Source organism: Klebsiella sp. 10 (assembly GCF_018223925.1).
GTDB classification, from domain to species: Bacteria; Pseudomonadota; Gammaproteobacteria; order Enterobacterales; family Enterobacteriaceae; genus Klebsiella; species Klebsiella pneumoniae.
Window position 1 is genome coordinate 76,045 of the sequence record NZ_JAGRRB010000019.1, and the last position, 19,137, is coordinate 95,181.

The following is a 19,137-nucleotide window of genomic DNA, read 5'->3' on the forward strand; positions in this document are numbered from 1 at the left end:
TCCATAGACAACTATCAAAACTCATCAAGCAGCATACAGTTTTCAACAATACCTATAGATGGAACTTCATTATACAAAATTGCTGGCTCAAGATTAAACAAATCATATAACTGTCTTTCTACTGAAAGAATAGGCATTTTATCATAACGTGGCTTTGAATAATCAACATCACTTTGCTCAATAAAACTGATATATTTATTTATCTCATGCAAAAGCATATTTTGTGTGTGTTTTGTTCCCGTACTTTGTAATTCATGAAACCCTACTGTCGAATTAACCGACTTATATGCTGAAAAAGACAATCGCCTAGCACTGGTTATAATATTCTCTAGTCGCTGCCTAGTGTTTTCGTTAAGAATAAATTCCTGAGCCCATCGCTCAGATATTTTGGAAAGATAATATTCTAACGTATTGTAAAAATACCCTAGATTAATTTTACGCCAAAGATTGACAACACTATCTTTTATATCCCCCCTCTTTAAAACCTCTTCTTGTAAAACTTTTAACGATATAGTTTTCGTATCACTTATTCCAATTATATTTAAGTGGAAACGGCAGAGGTTGATGAATGAGTCAAAGTTATATAAATCATCATCTTTCAATGAAGAAAAATCAGAAACTGAAATTTTGAGAATGTGCTGAGTAAGCAGATTTATTAGTTGCTTGTTTGCAATTTCCTTTGATGGAAATGTATAGCGTAAAAGTTCTTCTTTAGCAACAATTCCCCAATCCCCACCACATCCATCAATTATTGATAACAATATCAACAATTCTTCTGTCTTCACAGAATCCAGGGTAATTGGAGTTACATTGGTGGGATTTATTGGATGTTCATGTCTAGCTAATGCTTTATTTATTGCACATTCACCTTGTTCTCGTAACTGTAACAACTCTGGATTATCACCACCAACTGCTGATTCTAAAATGTCCATCCACTTATCATATTCATGCCAAAGGTTACAGCGAATAGTTGCTCTTATTGTATTCTTACATAATGAAAAATTATACGATGTTCCATCTGCATAATTTCTTGAGTTCAAACACGTTAAAGCATAGTCTATTGCTTGTTGATCATTTTTATTAAGACAGAAATAAGACAAAAAGAAATATAATGACTGACTCCCTTCGCCCTCAAGATGTTGATAAATAAAAAGTGTGAGGTTATTCAACTCATTATCATTTTTAATCAATACTCGATGATAGTACTCATAAAACCGTAATAAAATATCGTCATAATGATGTAAAGGATAGTTGGAATTCTCTTTTTTATTTGCAATCACTTTCATAAAGGTCTTAAAATACGATGAGTTACGTCCTTTAGCCCCCGTACGTATAAAGCAATCAATTAGTTTATAATATACATGTGCTAACTTTAACCCTTCACTTATGTTATCTAAATGAATAAATGAAAGTCTCTCTGATAAAATAAATTCATTTTCTTCAGTCATCAGTCTTATTATATATGAGGGGACTTCATCATAAATAGTCATCAGTAATAAAAATGCAGATATCCTGTGTGACTCATAATCTTTATTTTCCCAATGAACAATCATATTAGAAAAATGATAATCTGGACTATTTTCTAGTGCTGGGTTTAATTTAACCTGATCAATAACAAGTGAACAAAAGTCAATCAATGGAATATTAGTTGGAAGTATAGTATTGTTGAATAAATATTCACCATTCCCTCTTCGTTGGGGATTTTCATTTTTCTTCTGTCGTTGTTGCTTATTCCGATTCTTTTTTGACTTCCTGTTGACCATAACCATTCTCCTAAGACAAACAAAGCCATGCTAACACTATGGATGTTAAAGTAAAGGTACTAAACGACAGGTAGTGAATACAACGGCACATGGACCTCTCGTACTGGTTATCTTAGAAAAACATGCTCAATAGTAAGTACACAAGCGTATCAATCATGATGTCATACCAAGGCTCTTTGACCAGAATGACCCATGCACAAAAAGGTGGTCATTCTGGTGGTCTTGACAAGCCCAATTTTAGGTTTAGCTTACCAATCAGCCAGTTAATGGCTAAGGCGATCCCAGTCAGAGGAGCCAAATTTAAGAAGCCTGCTTTCGAGCAGGCTTTTTGCTTTTTTGCGTCGCTGACGTTAACTCAGCATCGCATCCAGCCTGGCAAGCACCTCGTTGACAACGACGCCAGGTATGCGTTCCAGACGCTTGCCTTTCCCTACCGCCTCCCTACGCCCCGCGTGTCCTCCGTGAGCGCACCCCAGCTCAGCCTGAAAAAGCGCCTGCCAGTAGGATGAATTCACTATCATTTGCGGGTGAGATAGCGTGGATTATCCACTCTGTCTAACGTTATACCCGGAGGCACCATGAACCTCAGACAACAGCAACAGCAGGCGTTCGATCGCAGCGGAGAACCTCTTATCGTCGGCAACGTCAGCCACTGCCCGCTGCCGCCGGAGACCCTCGCCGCACTGGGCCCCGATTCCCCCTATGTGGTGCAGGTATACGGCTCAGGCCTGACCGGCGAGGTTTATCGTCTGCGCATCGCCGGCAAGGAGTACAATTTAAAGAAACGTCGCGCCGTCGCCGGCGTTGCCAACCTCAACGGCCAGCTGTCGTTTTTAAATGAGGTACAGCGTCGGCAGGCATTGCAACAGCTGAAGGATGACCCGGTCACCGCGCCGCGCTTCACCCACATCGTCCCAACGCTGTATGCCGATTATCGCCTCGGCATCCTGCTCTCCCCCTGGATCGATGGCGAGCCGATACACCAGTTGACCCCGCCGCTGATCGCCCAGCTATTTACTACTCTGGAAGCCTGCGAAGAACAGGGGCTGATGGAGTGGGATCTCTGTAGCGGGAATCTGCTGGTGGACCGGCAGGAGCAGTTATGGCTGTTCGATTTTGGCTATATGTATCCCTTCGACCCGCTGAGAGAATTCAACAGCAATGGTCTGGCCGACCCGCTGTTCCACTTTGTCGAACGTTTTGAGACTCGCTTCTTTTTTAGCTGGCTGATGACCCGGATCCCTGACGCCGAACAGCAGCTGGCGCAATATCGCGAGATGAAGCGGCTGGCGGTCGAAAGCTACCGCCGGAAGCTGGTCTGGCTTCGCGCCCGGCGCGCTGACCCGCTGGTGCTGGCTCACTTTCAGCAGTTGACGGCGCGCTGGGAGTCGGCGCTGGCGGACCCTGCCGCGCTGAGCCGGCTGTTTGCCGTAGAGGCCTTTCGCTCACATGTGCTGGATATTGAAGACGACCTGCATGGTCAGTCCTGTACCTTACTCACCCTGCAACGCATTGACTGGGTGATAAACCAGCTGGAACAGCATTATCGCTTTATCGCCGACGAAGGCGGCCTGTTTTACGATAACGAAGGGAAATCGCAGCAGGCGCTGCTCAGCAGCTATGCGCAGAAGCGGCAGCAGGCGCAGCAGTACCTGTTGAAGGCCACCGCCGCGAAGGATTAACGGCGCTCGCGTCCCTGCTTCTGCTTCGCCTGGTACATCAGGCGGTCAGCGGTGGCCACCAGCGCGTTGAGACTGGGATGGCTGGCGGGATCGTATTCGACGCAGCCCCAGGAGAACGCCAGCTGCCAGGGATTGGCCGCCTGCTGGTTGAAATGCGCCACGTTGTGGCTGAGCGTCTCCATCGCCGTCGCGGCATCGTGGCGGCTGGTATTGGCGAACAGAATGATAAATTCGTCCCCCCCCTGCCTCGCGAGGATATCGGACTCGCGGAAGGCCGCTTTCATCAAGTCGGCGATGGCGATCAGCGCGCGATCGCCCTCTTCATGCCCCCAGGTATCATTGATGTGCTTGAAGCGATCGAGGTCGACAAACGCCAGGCTCACCGGCTCATGGCGGCGCTGGGCCGTCAGCAGGGCATACTCTGCCAGGGTGAGGAATCCCCGGCGATTAAACAGTCCCGTCAGCTCATCCGAGGTTGCCGCATCCAGCACCTTGAACTCATCCTCCACGATCGCCGCCAGATCGCTTAAGATCTGCATTTCATGGGCGGAAAACGATCGCGGCTGGTGATCCATCAGGCAGAACGACCCGACGGTCGCGCCATCCGGCAGTTGCACCGGATACCCGGCGTAAAAACGGATAAACGGCGCCTCAATGACCAGCGGGTTATCGTGAAAGCGCTCGTCCTGCTGCATGTCGTTGACGATAAGCGGGTCGGTTTGCAGAATGGTATGGGCGCAAAATGAAATATCTCTCGGCACCGTGTCCACATCGAGACCGGCACAGGACTTGATATGCAGGAGATCTTCCCCCACCAGACTGATGGACGCCACCGGCAGGTTATACAGCGAACGGGCAAGCCTGGTCAGGCGATCGAAGCGTTCTTCTTTTCCGCTATTCAACAGCCCGGAAGAGCGTAGCGATTGCAGGCGACGCTGCTCGTCGGGATGAAGTCCGGCTAATTTCATTGTCTCTCACTTGTCTCTTGCGCAGAATTCCGCCGGGTTTCCGCAGAGAAACCCGGCGTTTTATCCTGCGAGGGGAAAATAGTCGTCAGGTACCCCATGAGTTAAGCAGATTTCCTCTGCACGTCAACCGGCGCGCCCCAGGCGACTGGCGCCCAGGGCGCTGGCGGAATGCCATTAACGGCACTCTGCCCGGCAAAGAGGGCAGATCAGGCGCGGATAAACGCCAGCAGATCGGCGTTGATGGTATCGGCGTGGGAGGTGTGCATCCCGTGCGGGAAGCCAGGATAAATTTTCAGCTGGCTGTTCGGCAGCAGCTTGTCCTGCAGGATGGCCGCATTTTTATAGGGGACCACCTGGTCGTCATCTCCCTGCATCACCAGCACCGGCAAAGTGATCGACTTAAGGTCTTCCGTCTGGTCGGTCTCTGAAAACGCCTTAATGCCTTCATAATGGGCTTTAGCGCTGCCGATCATCCCCTGTCGCCACCAGTTCTGGATCGTCCCCTGGGATATCTCTGCTCCATCACGATTGAAGCCATAGAACGGGCCAGAGGCGACGTCGAGATAGAACTGGGCGCGGTTCGCCGCCAGCGCTTTGCGGAAACCGTCAAACACCTCGATCGGCGTCCCGCCCGGATTCTGCTCGGTTTTCACCATTAGCGGCGGGACGGCGCTAATTAACACCGCCTTCGCCACCCGCCCCTGCGGCTGGCCGTAGCGGGCGACGTAGCGGGCGACCTGGCCGCCGCCAGTGGAGTGCCCGACGTGGACCGCATTGTGCAGATCCAGATGTTCCACCACCGCCGAAACGTCCGCCGCGTAATGGTCCATATCGTGCCCCTCGCTAACCTGATCGGAGCGGCCATGACCCCGACGATCGATAGCGATGACCCGGAACCCTTCGGCAAGGAAAAATAACATCTGGTTATCCCAGTCGTCAGCGCTTAACGGCCAGCCGTGATGAAAGACAATCGGCTGAGCTTCCTTTGGTCCCCAGTCTTTAAAGTAAATGTTGACGCCGTCTTGGGTGGTGACAAATGCCATATTACAGACTCCTCTTTCAGGATAACCAGCCTGCAGGCCCGTGCCTGGGCTGAACGCCGACGGCGGCCGGCAGGAGTGCCGACCGCACAGGAATGTGATGCCTGTAACAGTGTAGAAGATATTTAACGCCGGGCGGGACAACTTACCCTGTCTCGCTTGATTCGCCGATCCTGGACCAGACCGCGTCTGGTATCAGGCCGCACTCTCCTGCTGGCGGATCCGCACCATCAGCGCGCCGAGCAGCGCCCAGTCAAGCAGCACGGCGAAGGCAAAGCAGACGCCATGGCGTCCTCCTCCCGCAGTATGCCAGGTCAGCAGCGTCGCCGCGATGGCGATAGCTACGCTCAGCACCGTGGCGCCGCTGACCCGCATCCCCGGCAGCGCCGTCCTACCCGCCGCAATGCGCCAGGCGACAGCCGCTCCCGCCCCACCGCACGCCACGCCCGGCAGCAGTGCCGGCCAGTCCTGCCCGCCATACCAGGCCACCAGCGCCAGCAGCCAGCCGGCCGCTGACAGCAGAAAGGCCCAGCGCGTCGCCGCCAGGGGTGAGCGATAAAGCCAGGATTGTCCGCGTGTGAATCCCCACCCGACGCTAAAGGCCGCAATCAGCGCAGTCAGCAGACTCAGCGTGCCGGTCACCCCGATAACCGGGGGCATGATTAACAGCAAGGCCCCGGCGGCGATGACCACGCTAAGGGCGATAGCGCGGCCGCGGGGGTCGATCGTTGCCGCGGCTTCCGCGGCGGTGTAGCGGCTTACAACGTGCATAGTTGACTCCTGACAGGCGAAGCTGCATGAATTTAATTCATGTCATTGTCTTTACATGCCCGTAGCCTATCGCCACAATATCGCTTTACACAAACGCATAGTTTTCAGCCATAGATGAGAAAAACTCAGCCATGAGACCGCCCCGTCTGCCGCCGCTGGGGGCGCTACGCGCTTTTCATGCCGTCGCCCGCCACCGCAGTTTTAAACAGGCCGCCGAGGCGCTCGACGTCAGCGCGACGGCGGTCAGCCATCAGATTAAACTGCTGGAGTCGGTGCTGGAGTGCCGGGTCTGCGAACGCAGCGCGCAGGGCGTCAGTCTGACCGCTGATGGCGAGATCCTTTACGCCGCCACCCAACGCGCCTTTAGCGCCCTGGAACAGGCCGTCGTCCAGATCGCTCATGCCCGTCAGCCGCCATCCTTAACCGTCACCACCACCTCCAATTTTCTCACCCACTGGCTGGTGCCGCGGCTGGCGGATTTCACCGCCCGCTTTCCGGCTATCGACCTGCGGCTACACACCAGCGTCGAACGAGTGGATCTGCATCTGGGCACGGTAGACGCCGCGATTCGCTATCGTGAAACGCCGGAGCCGGACCTGTACTGCACGCTGCTGTATGAGGATCGCTTTATCGTGGTCGCCAGCCCGACTCTGGGCCTCAGCCGGCCTGAAGATCTGCAGCGGGTGACGCTGTTTCACGTTGCCAACCGGCGCGTGCCAGCTGATTCGCCTAGCTGGGAGAACTGGCGTCGGCGCTATGGACCGCCGACGCTGAATATTGATGCGGGGTTAACCTTTAGCGATGAGACCCATGCCCTGCAGGCGGCGGTGGCCGGTCAGGGAGTGGTGATCGCCAGCGAACTGCTGGCGCGGGATCTGCTGCAGCGCGGCGTATTGTCCGCGCCGTTCAGCAACGCATTGCCTGGCGCCCGCTACTACCTGGTCACTACCGAAGCGGTAGCGCAGCGGGCGGATATTATCGCTCTGCGGGAGTGGCTGCTCAGCCAGATGGCGTCGGGCGACGGCGGCCATCCGACTGCGGGATAGCGGGCTTACCAGCCGCAGACGTTGGTCTCTTCATCGGACTCGTAGCCGCGAACGATATTGATCAGATCCTTCACCGCATCAGCCGCGGTGAGTGGGTCGCGCAGCGCCGCCAGCGAGGAAAAGGTTTTATCAACCGAGACGCCGTTATTATTATTGGTGACCGTCAACAGAAACTCCCCCTCTTCCCTGTCGTCCGGCAACTTGCTCAGCAGGTCATTAACGGCCTCCACCGCCTGCTGTGGAATATACAACACCATTGGTTTAAGAAATATTTTTTCCTGCTTCTGGTGAAGTCGGCCATTCTCTAGCGCTAAGGTATAACCTTTATTTTCACTGGTCATCTCTTGTTATCCCTCGATGAGAATTTTTGGATCAACATAAAAGTCGACATTAAAAACCGTGTCCTCTGAGAGGGCCTCAATACAGTGCCACTTCTCCGGCGGAAAGACGCCAAACTGGCCGGCTTCAATAGTCAGGGTTTCAACGGGCTCGGGGCTGGTTTCATCGGCATAGCCGAGATAGCGGATCGCCCCCTGCATCACCGAGAGACGAGGGTAGACGCCCTGCCGGGTGCCGGCATCCAGATGGCGGCGCCAGATAGAGGCCGGGGCGGTCTCTTTGGTCCACAGCGGCGTGCTGCGGGTGTGAACGTAATGGGTGGGAATAATGATTCGCTGCATGATTGTGCCTCACTTTACCGTCTCAAACGCGACGTTCAGAAATAGCCTATATGATGCATATCATATACCCCTTTTAAACGTTAAGGATATTATTTTGTTGTGGAATTTTACGCCTACTCCTTTTTATACCTCGCAGGGATTAGCGCTAAGAGAAAATAAAAAAGGCGATTTCAGGATCCTGAAATCGCCCGGGAGAATAAAAATAAACGCGTTAAAAATTTGTTAGCGCAGCGGACTCGGTTTGCCGATTAAATATCCCTGAACCAGGTCACAGCCCAGCGCCTGCAGCGAAGCCAACTGCTCTTCGGTCTCTACACCTTCCGCCACAATGCGCATATGCAGGCTCTTTCCCATGCTGATAATCAGGCGGACGATATCCAGATCGTCTTTTTGTTCCGGAATATTGATGACAAACGAGCGGTCGATTTTAATTTTATCGAACGGGAAGTAGCTTAAACGGGACAGGGAAGAATAGCCGGTACCAAAGTCATCGATGGAGATCTGAATGCCCTGCTCGCGCAGCTGGCTGAGAATTTCCAGCGAACGGGTGTTCTCATTGAATACGTCCGACTCGGTGATCTCCAGATCAAGACGTCGCGGATCGAGGCCGGTCTGATGCAGCACCTCGATAATGGTGTCGGTCAGCGATGTATTCATCAACTGAATTGGTGAAACGTTGACCGAGACCTTCAGCGGCGTCGCCCAGCTGGCCGCTTCGGCACAGGCGGTTTTCAGCACCCATTCGCCAAGGGCATTAATAAGACCGATTTTCTCTGCCACCGGAATAAACACCGTCGGCGGCACGGCGCCGCGCACCGGATGGAACCAGCGAACCAGCGCTTCATAGCCGTAGATTTCGCGCGTGACGGTATCGGCGATCGGCTGATAGTAGACTTTGAACTCGTCATGGGCCAGGGCCTGCAGCAGATCGTCTTCAAACGATTTGTTCTCCTGCAGGCGCTGCAGCATCCCCGGCCGGAAGATTTGCACATGGCCGCTACCCTCTTTTTTCGCCTCATACAGCGCGAGGTCGGCGCACTTGTACAGATAATCGGTACGACTTTCACCGTCAGAGATCACGATCCCAATGCAGGCGTCGATATTAATCTGCGCATCGTAGATCTGATAGGGCTGGCTGATCTTCTCCCGGATAACATTGGCCCGCTCAAGGGCCATTTCTTCAGTGAGATCGTAGGAGAGCATCGCAAACTCATCACCGCCAAGGCGATACAGCGTCTCGGAGGTTTTGCGGAAAAAAGAGAGGCGACTGGCCAGATCCTGCAGCAGCTTATCGCCAGCATCATGGCCAAGGGTATCGTTCACATCCTTAAAGCTGTCGAGGTCGAAAAGCATCACCACGGCGCATCCCTTATAGGGACGCACCTGGTTGACGATCTCCTGCAGCCGCTGCCAGAAAGAGAGACGGTTGGGCATACCGGTCAGCGAATCATGGTAGGCGTCGTACTGCAGCCGGCGGTTCTGCACCTGCAGCTTCTCTTTCGAGGCCTGCAGATCGTTGGCCAGCGTTTTCATACGAACATGGGCGCGACGCAGATTATTATTCTGTCGGAGCATCAGCAGACCGAGAGTTATACACATGGCGATCAGCAGAATGGAGATCACCGAGTAGATATAATAGAGATGCTGGATTTTATCATGGGTGATATTAACGATATTGATATCTTGCGTCAGGGTGGCGGCGGCCATTGAGGTCAGCGGACCATCAAGCTCGCTTAACACCGGCAGGATCTGTCTGACCTGCTCCGGCGTCATGGTATCAACTTGTTTATCGAGCAGATGAAGATTACGAATCAGCGTCGCAACCACCGTCTTCCGCTGCTCGCTTTTATTGATAAATTTACCCAGATCGCCCTCCTGCAGAAGCTCGATCTGGCTCATCATGATCTCAAGACGCAGGCGCACCTCATCGTGGTCCGCCCCTTCGGCCCCAATCGCCATTCCCGCCAGACGAGACTCCAGCCGCATATATTCCGACACCATCTGCGACATTGACCACGAGTCCGTATAGCGGGTAAATTTTTGCAACTCACTTTGTCGCTCATGCACCAGATAAGTAATATATCCGGTGACAACAAATAACGACAAAATAATAGCCGTGAGTATTCGATTCAAGATCCAACCCTTATTCTATAATCATCTTTGAAACTTGCCAGGCCGATCGGGAATAATAGATCTGGTTCTGTAATTCAGCACTGCTGTCGTAAGGGTAGACAATAAATAACGGGCCTTTATCACGAATGCGCATATATTGACCGTTCATTTTTAACGCCATAATGACCGGGAATTTATAAAAATCATCAATCGGGATAATGGTGGTGTAGTCGTTCAGCGCCAGCACGCGGGCCGATGTGCCTTTCGCGCCGACTAAATCCATGAGTTTACTAAGGGGAATACCGTCAAAACGAACCTTGCCGGTGTACCAGGGGGTGGTGGTTTCTATCGTCTTCATCCCCAGTTTTTCCAGCATTGCGAGATCAAAAACGGCCTTGTCGCCGACATTCATATTTCCGATTTTTCCGGAAATGGTCAGTACAGGTTTTCCTGTCGGCGCAGGCAGTTTTTCAGCATAAGCAGAAGGCAACATGACAGAACAAAATAAAACTGCAAGAAGTAGACGCATTTTACTCACCATTCCAGAGAGGGAGACACGTTAAGTGTAAACCATTTACGTCGATTCTTAAAAGGTGTCCATCTTTGTTATCCGTTGATTTAATTAAAAGTATAAGCTGGATGGCAAATTGCCAGAATGTTAAGTCCAGGGTGTGATTTCGCCCGCCTTTCCCATCGATTCTTTTTTGCGCCATCTCCCCCGCTTAGCAGGCAAACTACTTTCCTCCACGGCCGCTGCGCGGTAGTCTCAGAGCAGACGCAACAGTAAAAGCGTCTCATTCCAATAACAATGAAGTACGTGACTGACAGGACAGGGTATGGATTCAACAATAAGCGTGCAGCCCGGCGAGGCGCCAGATTCACTACATCGGGCCCGGCGGGCGGCCTGGGGTAGCTTTGCCGGCGCGGTGGTCGACTGGTACGATTTTCTTCTCTATGGCATTACCGCCGCGCTGGTGTTCAACCGCGAATTTTTCCCGCAAATCGGCCCGGCGATGGGAACGCTTGCCGCCTTTGCCACCTTCGGCGTTGGGTTTCTTTTTCGCCCGCTCGGCGGAATTATTTTTGGCCACTTCGGAGATCGCCTCGGGCGGAAACGGATGCTGATGATGACCGTCTGGATGATGGGTATCGCCACTGCCTGCATCGGCCTGCTCCCCTCGTTCAACCAGATCGGCTGGTGGGCGCCGGTGCTGCTGGTGTTCCTGCGAGCGGTTCAGGGATTCGCCGTCGGCGGCGAATGGGGCGGCGCGGCGCTGCTCTCGGTGGAGAATGCCCCGCAGGGGAAAAAAGCCTTTTACAGCAGCGGGGTGCAGGTGGGCTACGGCGTCGGCCTCCTGCTCTCTACCGGGCTGGTATCGCTGATTAGCAGCCTGACCAGCGACCAGCAGTTCCTCAGCTGGGGCTGGCGCTTACCGTTCCTGTTCAGCGTGGTGTTGGTCCTTATTGCGCTGTGGATCCGCAACGGCATGGCGGAATCGCAGGAGTTTGAAGCGCAGCAGAGCCTGGACAACGCGCCGCAGATGAAAAAGCGGCTACCGGTAGTGGAAGCGCTGCTTCGCCATCCGGGAGCGTTTTTACTGATTATCGCCCTGCGGCTGTGTGAACTGCTGACGATGTATATCGTCACCGCCTTCGCCCTCAACTACTCCACGCAAAACCTCGGCCTGCCGCGCGAGCTGTTTCTCAACATTGGCCTGCTGGTGGGCGGTCTTAGCTGCCTGACTATCCCCTGTTTCGCCTGGCTGGCAGACCGCTTTGGCCGTCGGCGGATCTATATCACCGGGGCGCTGATCGGCACTTTGAGCGGTTTCCCGTTCTTTATGGCGCTGGAGAGTCAGTCCGTTTTCTGGATCCTGTTCTTCGCCCTGATGCTGGCCAATATCGCCCATGATATGGTGGTCTGCGTCCAGCAGCCGATGTTTACCGAGCTGTTCGGCGCCAGCTATCGCTATAGCGGCGCCGGCGTCGGCTACCAGGTGGCGAGCGTGGTCGGCGGCGGCTTTACCCCGTTTATTGCCGCGGCGCTGGTCACCTTCTCCGGCGGATCGTGGCACAGCGTGGCCCTCTATCTGACCGCAGGATGCCTGCTGTCAGCGCTCACCGCGCTGCTGATGAAAAAGCACCCCGTCGACTGACCCACCAGCGGAGGGCGTAACCCGCGCCCTCCGGTAAGGAGAATGCATGTCTCAGTTAACCCTGGCCGACTGCTGGCCTCGCCGTTTTTCCCCCTCCTCGCTGGCGCTGCAGTTTTGCGAGGATCCCACCCAGGCGGAACAGCCGTTGTTTGCCAAAGCCAGCGCCGGCGAGGCCGTCGCCCAGCTCTGGCAGGCGCCGCAGGGATTGGTGGTGCCGGGGAGCTATCGTCAGTTTACGGATCTGCCGGCGGTCAGCGCGCATTTTGCCGCGCGCGGCTGGCCGGTATGGCTTCGCCGCTCCGGCGGCGGTCTGGTGCCCCAGGGGCCGGGCATTATCAACCTTAGCCTCGCCTGGCCGGTGCAGCAGCCGCTCGGCGAAGCCGCCGAACCGATCTATCATTCGCTGTGCGCTGTGCTGCAGCGCACCCTCGCGCGCTTCGGCGTTGCCAGCCACCCCCGGGCGGTGAGCGGTTCCTTTTGCGATGGCCGGTATAATCTTGCCTGCGGAGAAGGCGCGGAGGCGCGCAAGATTGTCGGTACCGCCCAGTACTGGCGGCCGCTGGCGGCGGGCGGCGGCCACGTGGTGCTGGCCCATGCGGTGATCCTTATTGACGCCGATCTGAGCGCGGCGCATCAGGCGGCGAACGCCTTCGAAGCGCAGCTCGGCAGCGAGCGGGTCTATTGCGCTGACAAGACCGTTACTCTCGCGCAACTGCTTCCCGGCGAGCGCCATCTGCTGCCCCGCTTTAGCGAGGCGCTGGCGCAGGAGCTGGACGCGGCTCGCTGAAGGTCGCTTTCAGATAGCGGCTGAAGGTTTCCACCGCGCGTGACACGCGCGGGGTATAGGGCCGGATGACGTACAGCCGGTCGGCAAACACCTCCACCGGCTGCCACGCCGGCAGCAGCTCCTGCACCAGCCCGCGGCCAATGGCCTCCCGGGCGCTGAAATCCGGCAACAGCGCCACCCCAAGCCCCGCCAGCACCGCATCACGTAGCGACTCGCTGTTATTGGTGGCGAATGGCCCCTGCACGTTGATGGTCACCCGAGCATCGGGCGACTGACGGGAGGCGAACGTCCACTGCGGGCGCTGTGGCCCACGAGGATAGGTCAGGCATTGGTGGTGGCGCAGATCTTCGGGGGTCTCCGGGCGGCCATGGCGGCGAATATAGTCTGCGGACGCGACGGTAAGCGTCGCGGTGTGACACAGCGGCCAGGCGACGTGGGTATCGGGGAGCGCCTCGTGCCGACAGTGGCGGATGGCGAGATCGAACCCTTCGCTGGCCAGAGAGACCAGCCGGTCGGTGACCTCAAGCTGCAGATGCAGCTGGGGATGCTGATGCAAAAAAGGCGCGATTGCCGGGACCAGCTGCTGGCGGGAAAAGGCCACCGGCGCGGTCAGGCGCAGCGTTCCCCGCAGCGGCCCGCCCTCATCGCAGGCGCCGGTGAAAATATCCCGCAGCTGACCAAACGGCTCGTTGAGCTCCACCACCAGTCGCAGTCCGTCGTCGCTGAGGCTCACGCTGCGGGTGGTGCGATGGACGAGGGTTTTACCGGTCACCCGCTCCAGCTCGCTGATTTTCTGGCTGATAGCCGACTTGCTGATCCCCAGTTTTTCCGCGGCCCGGGTATAGCTTTTTTGTTCTTCCAGCACCGTCAGCCAGTACAGATGGAGCCAGTAACTCTCCGGACGACTCTCGCTCATGTGATTGTTCACCAGTAAAAACAATGTATTCAACTATAGCGGTTTTTGCCGGCGGCGGCATCGGCTAGCATCTTGTTGAGCCCATCATTATTCCCTAACGATAAGGAGCACCTGCATGCCATTACTGACATTTGACCTGATTGAAGGCCGTACGGAACAGGAGGTCAAAACCCTGCTGGATGGCGCCCATCGCGCCGTGCTGCGCGCCTTCGAGGTACCAGAACGCGACCGTTACCAGATTGTTCATGAAAACAAAGCCCACCATATGGTGATTGAAGATACCGGCCTCGGACTGACCCGCACGCGGGATCTGGTGGTGGTGCGGGTCTATACCAGCCCGCGCAGCGAGGCGCAGAAGCAGCGCTTCTTCGCCATTTTGCAGGAGGAGCTGGCGGAACACTGCGGCCTGAGCGGCGATGACCTGATGGTGTCGATTATCAGTAACCAGAAAGGCGACTGGAGCTTTGGCCGCGGGGTCGCGCAGTATCTTACCGGCGATCTGTAACCCGCAGCCCGCAGTACGCCCTTAGCGGCGGGCTGCCGTCGCGATGCGCTGCCGCGCCTGCTGCTCGATATTCTCCAGCAACTCCTGGACATCGTCTTCATCAATGTCGAGGAACTGGCCTTCCAGCAGCGCGGCGTGAATATCTTCCCGGGTGACCGAAATACCCAGCGGCACCGCCCTGGATTTGACCTCCTCCGCCGCCAGCGGATGCGGATAACGGCGGCCAACCAGGTTATTAAACACAATAGCCAGCAGCGCCAGCATCAGCGAGTTGAGGAGCACCGGGGTCAGCACAAAGTGATAGCCTTCGCTGTGCACCCCGGCGCCGCCGAGGATCGCCGTCAGGGCCACCGCGCCGCCGGGGGGATGCAGACAGCGCAGAAAATACATCCCGGCGATGGCCAGAGCCGCCGCCAGACCGCAGGCCAGCGCCGCATCGGGGACCAGCATACCGACCGTGACGCCGATCAGCGCCGACAGCACGTTGCCGCCGACAATCGACCACGGCTGCGCCAGCGGGCTGCTCGGTACGCCAAACAGGAGTACCGCCGAGGCCCCCATCGGGGCAATAAACCACAGATTGACTTCGCCGAGCAGCCAGTGGCTGAACATGCTGGTCACCGCCAGTCCGGTGCCGGCGCCAATGGATCCCAGCACGATATGCCGGCGGGCCACCGGCAGCGCGTGCGGCTTCAGGCGGCCAAGGAAAATCCACAGCCGTGAAAATATCCCCGCAGGAATAACACTCAACATCGCTTCATCGCTCAAATCATAGGAATTACTTATATTTTATTTTCTTTTTTTAACCTTAAATTAACAACCCTGTCTTTCGCAGGGGATAGCGCGGGCGGCGATGTCCGACGGCATTGTGCTGTGAATTCTCGCGGGGGCTGATAGAATCCCTTTTCGGTCAGGGGGATACCCCTTTTGCGAATTGAAGGTCATAACCCAGTGAATAATAAAATCTCTTTAGCGAAAGAAGTGGCATGGGCCAGCCAGAATATGCCGCGTACCCTGCGTCAGGTCGCCGCGCTGCCCGACCTCAGCGGCGTGCGTCTGGCCTGCTGTATGCACCTCGACATGAAAATGATCCCGCTGGTGCAGGGGATCCTCGACAAGGGCGCTCAGGTCTTTTTAACCACCTGTAACCCCACCACCGTGCAGGACGACGTGGTGGCCTGGCTGGTGGAGCGCGGCGCCGAGGCCTGCGCGTGGCGCAATATGAGCGATGCCGACTGGCAACAGTCATGGGAAAAAGCGATTGCCTGGCAGCCCACTCACCTGTGCGAGATGGGCGCCGATATCACCACCCTGCTCCACCAGCGCGGCGAGTATGGGAACATCGTGGCGGGTCTGGAAGCCACCGGCTCGGGCGTCAATCGGCTGGGGGATATTCAGCCAGGCTATCCGATCTTTAACTGGGACGATCTGCCGGTCAAAGAGGGGCTGCACAACCGCCATATGGTCGGTCTCACTGCCTGGCACACCTTCTTCCAGACCACTCACCTCACCCTGCATGAGAAAAAAGTGCTGGTGATCGGCTACGGCCTGGTCGGCCAGGGCGTCGCGGCGGCGGCAAAAGCTTTTGGCGGTCAGGTGATGGTGGCGGAGATCGATCCTGCCCGCCGTCTACAGGCGGCCTACGACGGCTGGCACGTGGTGGACCTCCAGGAGGCTATCGCCTCGGCGGACGTGGTGGCCACGGCGACAGGCGGTAAAAACGTGGTTAATCGCCAGGCGCTGGACCGGGCGAAAGCGGGAGTATTTATCCTTAACGTCGGCCACGTGGCGGAAGAGATCGACGGCGAGTACCTGCGCCAGTACCCCCAGGAAGAGGTGATGCCGTATATCAACGCCTACCGCATGGCCGACAAAACCGTCTATCTGCTGGCCAATGGTTCGATGCTCAATCTGACCGCTGGCTTCGGCGATAGCCTGAACGCCTTTGACGTCACCCTGGCGGTGATGGCCAGCGGCATCCGCCATATTGTCACCGACGGCATGCGCGCCCCGGCGAAGGTTTATCTCCTGCCCCAGGCGGTCTGGCAGCAGGCCCTGTAAACCCGGCGCATCGCCTCCATCGCGGGACGATGCGTTTTACCATCAGGACGACGGCGCGCTATCGGGCAACACAATATTGCTCTGCGCCAGCGTTCCCATCTGGTTGTACATCACGCTGGCGGCATCCAGCAGGTGCATCGCCAGCGCGGCGCCGCTGCCCTCTCCCAGGCGCATGTCCATATCGAGATACGGCCGCAGACCCAGCGCGTCGAGGGCGATCTGCGCCCCTTTCTCCGCCGACAGGTGTGAAGGAATAAGATAAGGGTGCGCCGACGGGGCCATGCGGCAGGCGGCCAGGGCAGAGGCATAGGAGAGGAAGCCATCCAGCACCACCGGCAGGCCACAGGAGGCCGCCCCGAGGATCACCCCGGTCATGCCCACCAGATCGTAACCCCCCACCTTCGCCAGGACATCCAGCCCGTCGGCCGGGTTCGGCTGATTATGGGCTATCGCCTGGCGCACCACCGCCACCTTATGGCCCCGCTGCGCCAGCGGCAGATTGGCCCCACAGCCCACCACCGCGTCAGGGTCGCTGCCCGTCAGGACACTGATCGTCGCTGCGGCCGGGGTGGTATTGGCCATTCCCAATTCGCCGACGCCGAAGGCTTTCACCCCGTCGGCAGCGAGCTGGCGGGTGAGATGCATGCTGGCCAGCAGCACCGTCTCCGCCTGCTGGCGGCTCATCGCCGCCGTCCGGGCGATATTCCCGCTACCGCGGGCCACCTTGAGGTTAATCAGGCCCGGCAGCGGGTCGGCATCGATGCCGACATCCACTACCTGCACCCTGGCCCCGGCCTGCGCCGCCAGCACGCAGACGCCGGTGTTGCCCCGCACCATATTGCCGGCATGAATGGCCGTCACCACCTGCGGCGAAGGAGTCACGCCTTCATGCCAGACGCCATGGTCGGCGCACATGACCACAATCGCTTTCTCCGCCAGCGCCAGCTGCCCCTGCAAGCCAGGCAGACCGGCCAGCTGCACCGCCAGCGCCTCCAGACGGCCAAGGCTGCCGGGCGGCTTTAACAGGCCATCTATATGCTGCTGAGCGCGCGCCATGCCCGCCACATCGGGCTGCGGAATGGCAGCCAGTAACGCCGAAAGTGTTTCCATTCTGTTCCTCACCGTTGGCGTCAGGCCTTACAGCAGCGCCAGTAAAAAGAGTAATTCGCCCAGCTCAATCGCCGCCCCGAGGGTATCTCCGGTCTGCCCGCCGAGGGTTCGCTTCAGCGCCCATCCCAGACCCCAGATCAGCACCAGGGTGATCAGCGCGGCGCGCAGCCCCTGCAGCCCCATCAGGGCGGTGGCCAGCGCGATCGCCATCGCCATCGTCACCAGCGTCTGCTGCAGGCTAATTTTGCCAATAAACAGATTGCCCAGCCCCTTTTCCCGCGCATAGCGATGACGATACATCAGCAGCACCGCCATCCCGCGACCGACGGCGCAGGCCGCCGCCAGGGCTGCGATGGGGTGGATATCACGCAGCAGCAGCTCGCCAACCACCAGCACTTTCGCCACCAGCACGAAGATCAGCGCCAGCCCGCCGTGGGTGCCCAGCCGGCTGTCGCGCATGATCTCCAGCATCCGATCGCGGGTGCGGGCGGAGAAAATGCCGTCGCAGGTATCAGCCAGCCCGTCAAGATGGAATCCGCCGGTGAGCAGCGCCAGCGCCAGCACGCCGAACAGCGCCGCCAGCGGGACGCCGCACCACGGCTGCAGGAGGAGCGCCACCGCGCCGGCGATGGCGCCGAGCAGTAAACCGACCAGCGGAAAGGTGACGATACTGCGCTGGTACTGTTCGATCTCCAGGCCCTGAGATAACCGCGCCGGGACCGGCAGGCGGCTGATAAACGAGAGTGCAGCAAAGAATGACTTAATCACGTGAGGTTGACTCCTGTCGGCGAAAGCAGCGGAAGAGTTCTGTCGCGCCCGGTCAGCACCTGAGTTTGTCTTCTGGCGAATCGATCGTCGGAGAGGTGAGAGGTGTTGAGATATCGCCCTGACGCCGCTGCGTCAGATGCCCGGCCAGGATGAGAGAAACCTTTCCGATATCAATACGTTTTTCGCGGGCCAGTATAGCAAAGTGTCGGTGAGGAGAGGCAGTTGCCGGAACAAAGTTTTCGCAGAAAAAAGCAGGGAAGAGAGGGAAACGCGGAACAGCCCGGCGACGCTGACCGCCGCCGGACCGGCAGGGTTTAGCCTTCGACTTTGGCTTCGCCCATCACTTTCAGTTTTTTCGAGATGTCGCGGCGCTCTTTGGACAGCTCGGCATTTTTGATGATGTAATCATCAACGCGATCTTCGTAATCGCTCTTCATGCTGGCGATGATGCCCTGGATGGCTTCCACGCTCATGCCCGGTTTGATGTAGTCGCTGAGGTTGTCCAGCAGCAGAACGCGCTTCTGGTTATCACGGATCTTTTTCTCAACGTCCTGAATTTCACGCTGCAGTTTGTTCTTACGACGGTACAGACGAACAAACTCCAGTACGTCCTGGAAAGAAGGCTTAGTTGTTTCCATTTTTACACCCCTAATAATTGAGATTCGGATTCGTAAAGCGACTGCGTTATAGGGCTAACATAACTGCTAGCAGCCGCTGATGACAATGTTTTTTCCTTTGCGTTTATCATAACCCTAAACGCTGCTGAATCGAA

Annotated in this window: 21 protein-coding genes; 8 read left to right on the plus strand and 13 right to left on the minus strand. The window is 56.6% G+C overall.

Annotated elements, in window-relative coordinates:
• Nucleotides 1-14 precede the first annotated feature (14 nt).
• Nucleotides 15-1,763 (minus strand): hypothetical protein, encoded by a 1,749-nt coding sequence (locus KHQ26_RS21950; RefSeq protein ID WP_211777949.1) that lies wholly within the window; start codon nucleotides 1,761-1,763, stop codon nucleotides 15-17.
• 185 nt (nucleotides 1,764-1,948) lie between these two features.
• On the opposite strand from KHQ26_RS21950, the gene KHQ26_RS26335 reads away from it, so the two are divergent.
• Both KHQ26_RS26335 and KHQ26_RS21960 read left to right on the plus strand, forming a co-directional pair.
• A complete protein-coding gene (locus KHQ26_RS26335; RefSeq protein WP_016532370.1) occupies nucleotides 1,949-2,272 on the plus strand; it encodes a hypothetical protein in 324 nt (107 codons plus the stop codon).
• Nucleotides 2,273-2,341: 69 nt separating this feature from the next.
• Nucleotides 2,342-3,445 (plus strand): AarF/UbiB family protein, encoded by a 1,104-nt coding sequence (locus KHQ26_RS21960; RefSeq protein ID WP_029497607.1) that lies wholly within the window; start codon nucleotides 2,342-2,344, stop codon nucleotides 3,443-3,445.
• On the opposite strand, the gene KHQ26_RS21965 is transcribed toward KHQ26_RS21960, so the two are convergent.
• The 3 genes from KHQ26_RS21965 to KHQ26_RS21975 all read right to left on the minus strand — a co-directional run bounded on the left by KHQ26_RS21965 (nucleotide 3,442) and on the right by KHQ26_RS21975 (nucleotide 6,224).
• Entirely contained in the window at nucleotides 3,442-4,413 is a 972-nt protein-coding gene (locus KHQ26_RS21965; RefSeq protein WP_020804136.1) for a sensor domain-containing diguanylate cyclase, read from the minus strand. The genes KHQ26_RS21960 and KHQ26_RS21965 overlap by 4 nt on opposite strands.
• Before the next feature lie 206 nt (nucleotides 4,414-4,619).
• The gene (locus KHQ26_RS21970) at nucleotides 4,620-5,456 is read right to left on the minus strand and encodes an alpha/beta fold hydrolase (RefSeq protein ID WP_004180471.1); all 837 of its coding nucleotides are present in this window, start codon (nucleotides 5,454-5,456) and stop codon (nucleotides 4,620-4,622) included.
• A 192-nt stretch (nucleotides 5,457-5,648) separates the two neighbouring features.
• A complete protein-coding gene (locus KHQ26_RS21975) occupies nucleotides 5,649-6,224 on the minus strand; it encodes a hypothetical protein (protein WP_016532101.1) in 576 nt (191 codons plus the stop codon).
• A gap of 131 nt (nucleotides 6,225-6,355) precedes the next feature.
• Here KHQ26_RS21975 and KHQ26_RS21980 point away from each other — a divergent pair, with 131 nt between their 5' ends.
• Entirely contained in the window at nucleotides 6,356-7,270 is a 915-nt protein-coding gene (locus KHQ26_RS21980; protein ID WP_004899327.1) for a LysR substrate-binding domain-containing protein, read from the plus strand.
• A 5-nt stretch (nucleotides 7,271-7,275) separates the two neighbouring features.
• Here the strand turns inward: KHQ26_RS21980 and KHQ26_RS21985 are convergent, their stop codons facing one another.
• Entirely contained in the window at nucleotides 7,276-7,611 is a 336-nt protein-coding gene (locus KHQ26_RS21985; protein ID WP_002911862.1) for a DUF1869 domain-containing protein, read from the minus strand.
• 6 nt (nucleotides 7,612-7,617) lie between these two features.
• Nucleotides 7,618-7,950, minus strand: a complete 333-nt coding sequence (locus KHQ26_RS21990) for a DUF1971 domain-containing protein (RefSeq protein WP_002911866.1) — start codon at nucleotides 7,948-7,950, stop codon at nucleotides 7,618-7,620.
• 97 nt (nucleotides 7,951-8,047) lie between these two features.
• Here KHQ26_RS21990 and KHQ26_RS21995 point away from each other — a divergent pair, with 97 nt between their 5' ends.
• Nucleotides 8,048-8,176 (plus strand): hypothetical protein, encoded by a 129-nt coding sequence (locus tag KHQ26_RS21995; RefSeq protein WP_004144110.1) that lies wholly within the window; start codon nucleotides 8,048-8,050, stop codon nucleotides 8,174-8,176.
• Here the strand turns inward: KHQ26_RS21995 and KHQ26_RS22000 are convergent.
• Entirely contained in the window at nucleotides 8,173-10,083 is a 1,911-nt protein-coding gene (locus KHQ26_RS22000; RefSeq protein WP_004196289.1) for a putative bifunctional diguanylate cyclase/phosphodiesterase, read from the minus strand. The genes KHQ26_RS21995 and KHQ26_RS22000 overlap by 4 nt on opposite strands.
• 10 nt (nucleotides 10,084-10,093) lie before the next feature.
• Nucleotides 10,094-10,591, minus strand: a complete 498-nt coding sequence (locus KHQ26_RS22005; RefSeq protein ID WP_004198821.1) for a molybdopterin-dependent oxidoreductase — start codon at nucleotides 10,589-10,591, stop codon at nucleotides 10,094-10,096.
• Between the two features lie 307 nt (nucleotides 10,592-10,898).
• Here KHQ26_RS22005 and shiA point away from each other — a divergent pair, with 307 nt between their 5' ends.
• Complete coding sequence (gene shiA, locus KHQ26_RS22010; protein WP_020804143.1) at nucleotides 10,899-12,218, plus strand: shikimate transporter; 1,320 nt, start codon at nucleotides 10,899-10,901, stop codon at nucleotides 12,216-12,218.
• A 46-nt stretch (nucleotides 12,219-12,264) separates the two neighbouring features.
• The gene (locus KHQ26_RS22015) at nucleotides 12,265-13,005 is read left to right on the plus strand and encodes a lipoate--protein ligase family protein (protein WP_020804127.1); all 741 of its coding nucleotides are present in this window, start codon (nucleotides 12,265-12,267) and stop codon (nucleotides 13,003-13,005) included.
• On the opposite strand, the gene KHQ26_RS22020 is transcribed toward KHQ26_RS22015, so the two are convergent.
• The gene (locus KHQ26_RS22020; protein ID WP_020804122.1) at nucleotides 12,965-13,921 is read right to left on the minus strand and encodes a LysR family transcriptional regulator; all 957 of its coding nucleotides are present in this window, start codon (nucleotides 13,919-13,921) and stop codon (nucleotides 12,965-12,967) included. The genes KHQ26_RS22015 and KHQ26_RS22020 overlap by 41 nt on opposite strands.
• Nucleotides 13,922-14,036: 115 nt before the next feature.
• Between KHQ26_RS22020 and KHQ26_RS22025 the strand changes: the two genes are divergently transcribed.
• A complete protein-coding gene (locus KHQ26_RS22025) occupies nucleotides 14,037-14,426 on the plus strand; it encodes a tautomerase family protein (protein ID WP_020804142.1) in 390 nt (129 codons plus the stop codon).
• 21 nt (nucleotides 14,427-14,447) lie between these two features.
• Here KHQ26_RS22025 and KHQ26_RS22030 read toward each other — a convergent pair whose 3' ends face one another.
• Entirely contained in the window at nucleotides 14,448-15,179 is a 732-nt protein-coding gene (locus tag KHQ26_RS22030) for an HPP family protein (protein WP_032410855.1), read from the minus strand.
• A gap of 198 nt (nucleotides 15,180-15,377) precedes the next feature.
• Between KHQ26_RS22030 and KHQ26_RS22035 the strand changes: the two genes are divergently transcribed.
• On the plus strand, nucleotides 15,378-16,487 hold the full coding sequence (locus tag KHQ26_RS22035) for an adenosylhomocysteinase (protein WP_031589183.1): 1,110 nt from the start codon (nucleotides 15,378-15,380) through the stop codon (nucleotides 16,485-16,487).
• Nucleotides 16,488-16,529: 42 nt separating this feature from the next.
• On the opposite strand, the gene cobT is transcribed toward KHQ26_RS22035, so the two are convergent.
• The 3 genes from cobT to KHQ26_RS22050 form a co-directional block, all read right to left on the minus strand.
• Complete coding sequence (gene cobT, locus KHQ26_RS22040; RefSeq protein WP_020804129.1) at nucleotides 16,530-17,597, minus strand: nicotinate-nucleotide--dimethylbenzimidazole phosphoribosyltransferase; 1,068 nt, start codon at nucleotides 17,595-17,597, stop codon at nucleotides 16,530-16,532.
• 27 nt (nucleotides 17,598-17,624) lie between these two features.
• Nucleotides 17,625-18,365 carry an adenosylcobinamide-GDP ribazoletransferase gene (gene cobS / locus KHQ26_RS22045; RefSeq protein WP_004144121.1) on the minus strand — a complete coding sequence of 247 codons (741 nt, stop codon included), beginning with the start codon at nucleotides 18,363-18,365 and terminating at the stop codon, nucleotides 17,625-17,627.
• A gap of 314 nt (nucleotides 18,366-18,679) precedes the next feature.
• On the minus strand, nucleotides 18,680-19,003 hold the full coding sequence (locus KHQ26_RS22050; RefSeq protein WP_002911883.1) for a DUF496 family protein: 324 nt from the start codon (nucleotides 19,001-19,003) through the stop codon (nucleotides 18,680-18,682).
• Nucleotides 19,004-19,137: the final 134 nt, after the last annotated feature.

What these genes read in the sequence shown, in the direction of transcription:
- KHQ26_RS22015 (WP_020804127.1), top strand. Translation starts at nt 12,265, where the DNA reads ATGTCTCAGTTAACCCTGGCCGACTGCTGGCCTCGCCGTTTTTCCCCC.
- KHQ26_RS22005 (WP_004198821.1), bottom strand. Translation starts at nt 10,591, where the DNA reads ATGCGTCTACTTCTTGCAGTTTTATTTTGTTCTGTCATGTTGCCTTCT.
- KHQ26_RS21990 (WP_002911866.1), bottom strand. Translation starts at nt 7,950, where the DNA reads ATGCAGCGAATCATTATTCCCACCCATTACGTTCACACCCGCAGCACG.
- KHQ26_RS26335 (WP_016532370.1), top strand. Translation starts at nt 1,949, where the DNA reads ATGACCCATGCACAAAAAGGTGGTCATTCTGGTGGTCTTGACAAGCCC.
- KHQ26_RS21950 (WP_211777949.1), bottom strand. Translation starts at nt 1,763, where the DNA reads ATGGTCAACAGGAAGTCAAAAAAGAATCGGAATAAGCAACAACGACAG.
- KHQ26_RS22020 (WP_020804122.1), bottom strand. Translation starts at nt 13,921, where the DNA reads ATGAGCGAGAGTCGTCCGGAGAGTTACTGGCTCCATCTGTACTGGCTG.
- cobT (WP_020804129.1), bottom strand. Translation starts at nt 17,597, where the DNA reads ATGGAAACACTTTCGGCGTTACTGGCTGCCATTCCGCAGCCCGATGTG.
- KHQ26_RS21965 (WP_020804136.1), bottom strand. Translation starts at nt 4,413, where the DNA reads ATGAAATTAGCCGGACTTCATCCCGACGAGCAGCGTCGCCTGCAATCG.
- KHQ26_RS22030 (WP_032410855.1), bottom strand. Translation starts at nt 15,179, where the DNA reads ATGTTGAGTGTTATTCCTGCGGGGATATTTTCACGGCTGTGGATTTTC.
- KHQ26_RS21975 (WP_016532101.1), bottom strand. Translation starts at nt 6,224, where the DNA reads ATGCACGTTGTAAGCCGCTACACCGCCGCGGAAGCCGCGGCAACGATC.
- shiA (WP_020804143.1), top strand. Translation starts at nt 10,899, where the DNA reads ATGGATTCAACAATAAGCGTGCAGCCCGGCGAGGCGCCAGATTCACTA.
- KHQ26_RS21985 (WP_002911862.1), bottom strand. Translation starts at nt 7,611, where the DNA reads ATGACCAGTGAAAATAAAGGTTATACCTTAGCGCTAGAGAATGGCCGA.
- KHQ26_RS21970 (WP_004180471.1), bottom strand. Translation starts at nt 5,456, where the DNA reads ATGGCATTTGTCACCACCCAAGACGGCGTCAACATTTACTTTAAAGAC.
- KHQ26_RS21960 (WP_029497607.1), top strand. Translation starts at nt 2,342, where the DNA reads ATGAACCTCAGACAACAGCAACAGCAGGCGTTCGATCGCAGCGGAGAA.
- KHQ26_RS22025 (WP_020804142.1), top strand. Translation starts at nt 14,037, where the DNA reads ATGCCATTACTGACATTTGACCTGATTGAAGGCCGTACGGAACAGGAG.
- KHQ26_RS22050 (WP_002911883.1), bottom strand. Translation starts at nt 19,003, where the DNA reads ATGGAAACAACTAAGCCTTCTTTCCAGGACGTACTGGAGTTTGTTCGT.
- KHQ26_RS21980 (WP_004899327.1), top strand. Translation starts at nt 6,356, where the DNA reads ATGAGACCGCCCCGTCTGCCGCCGCTGGGGGCGCTACGCGCTTTTCAT.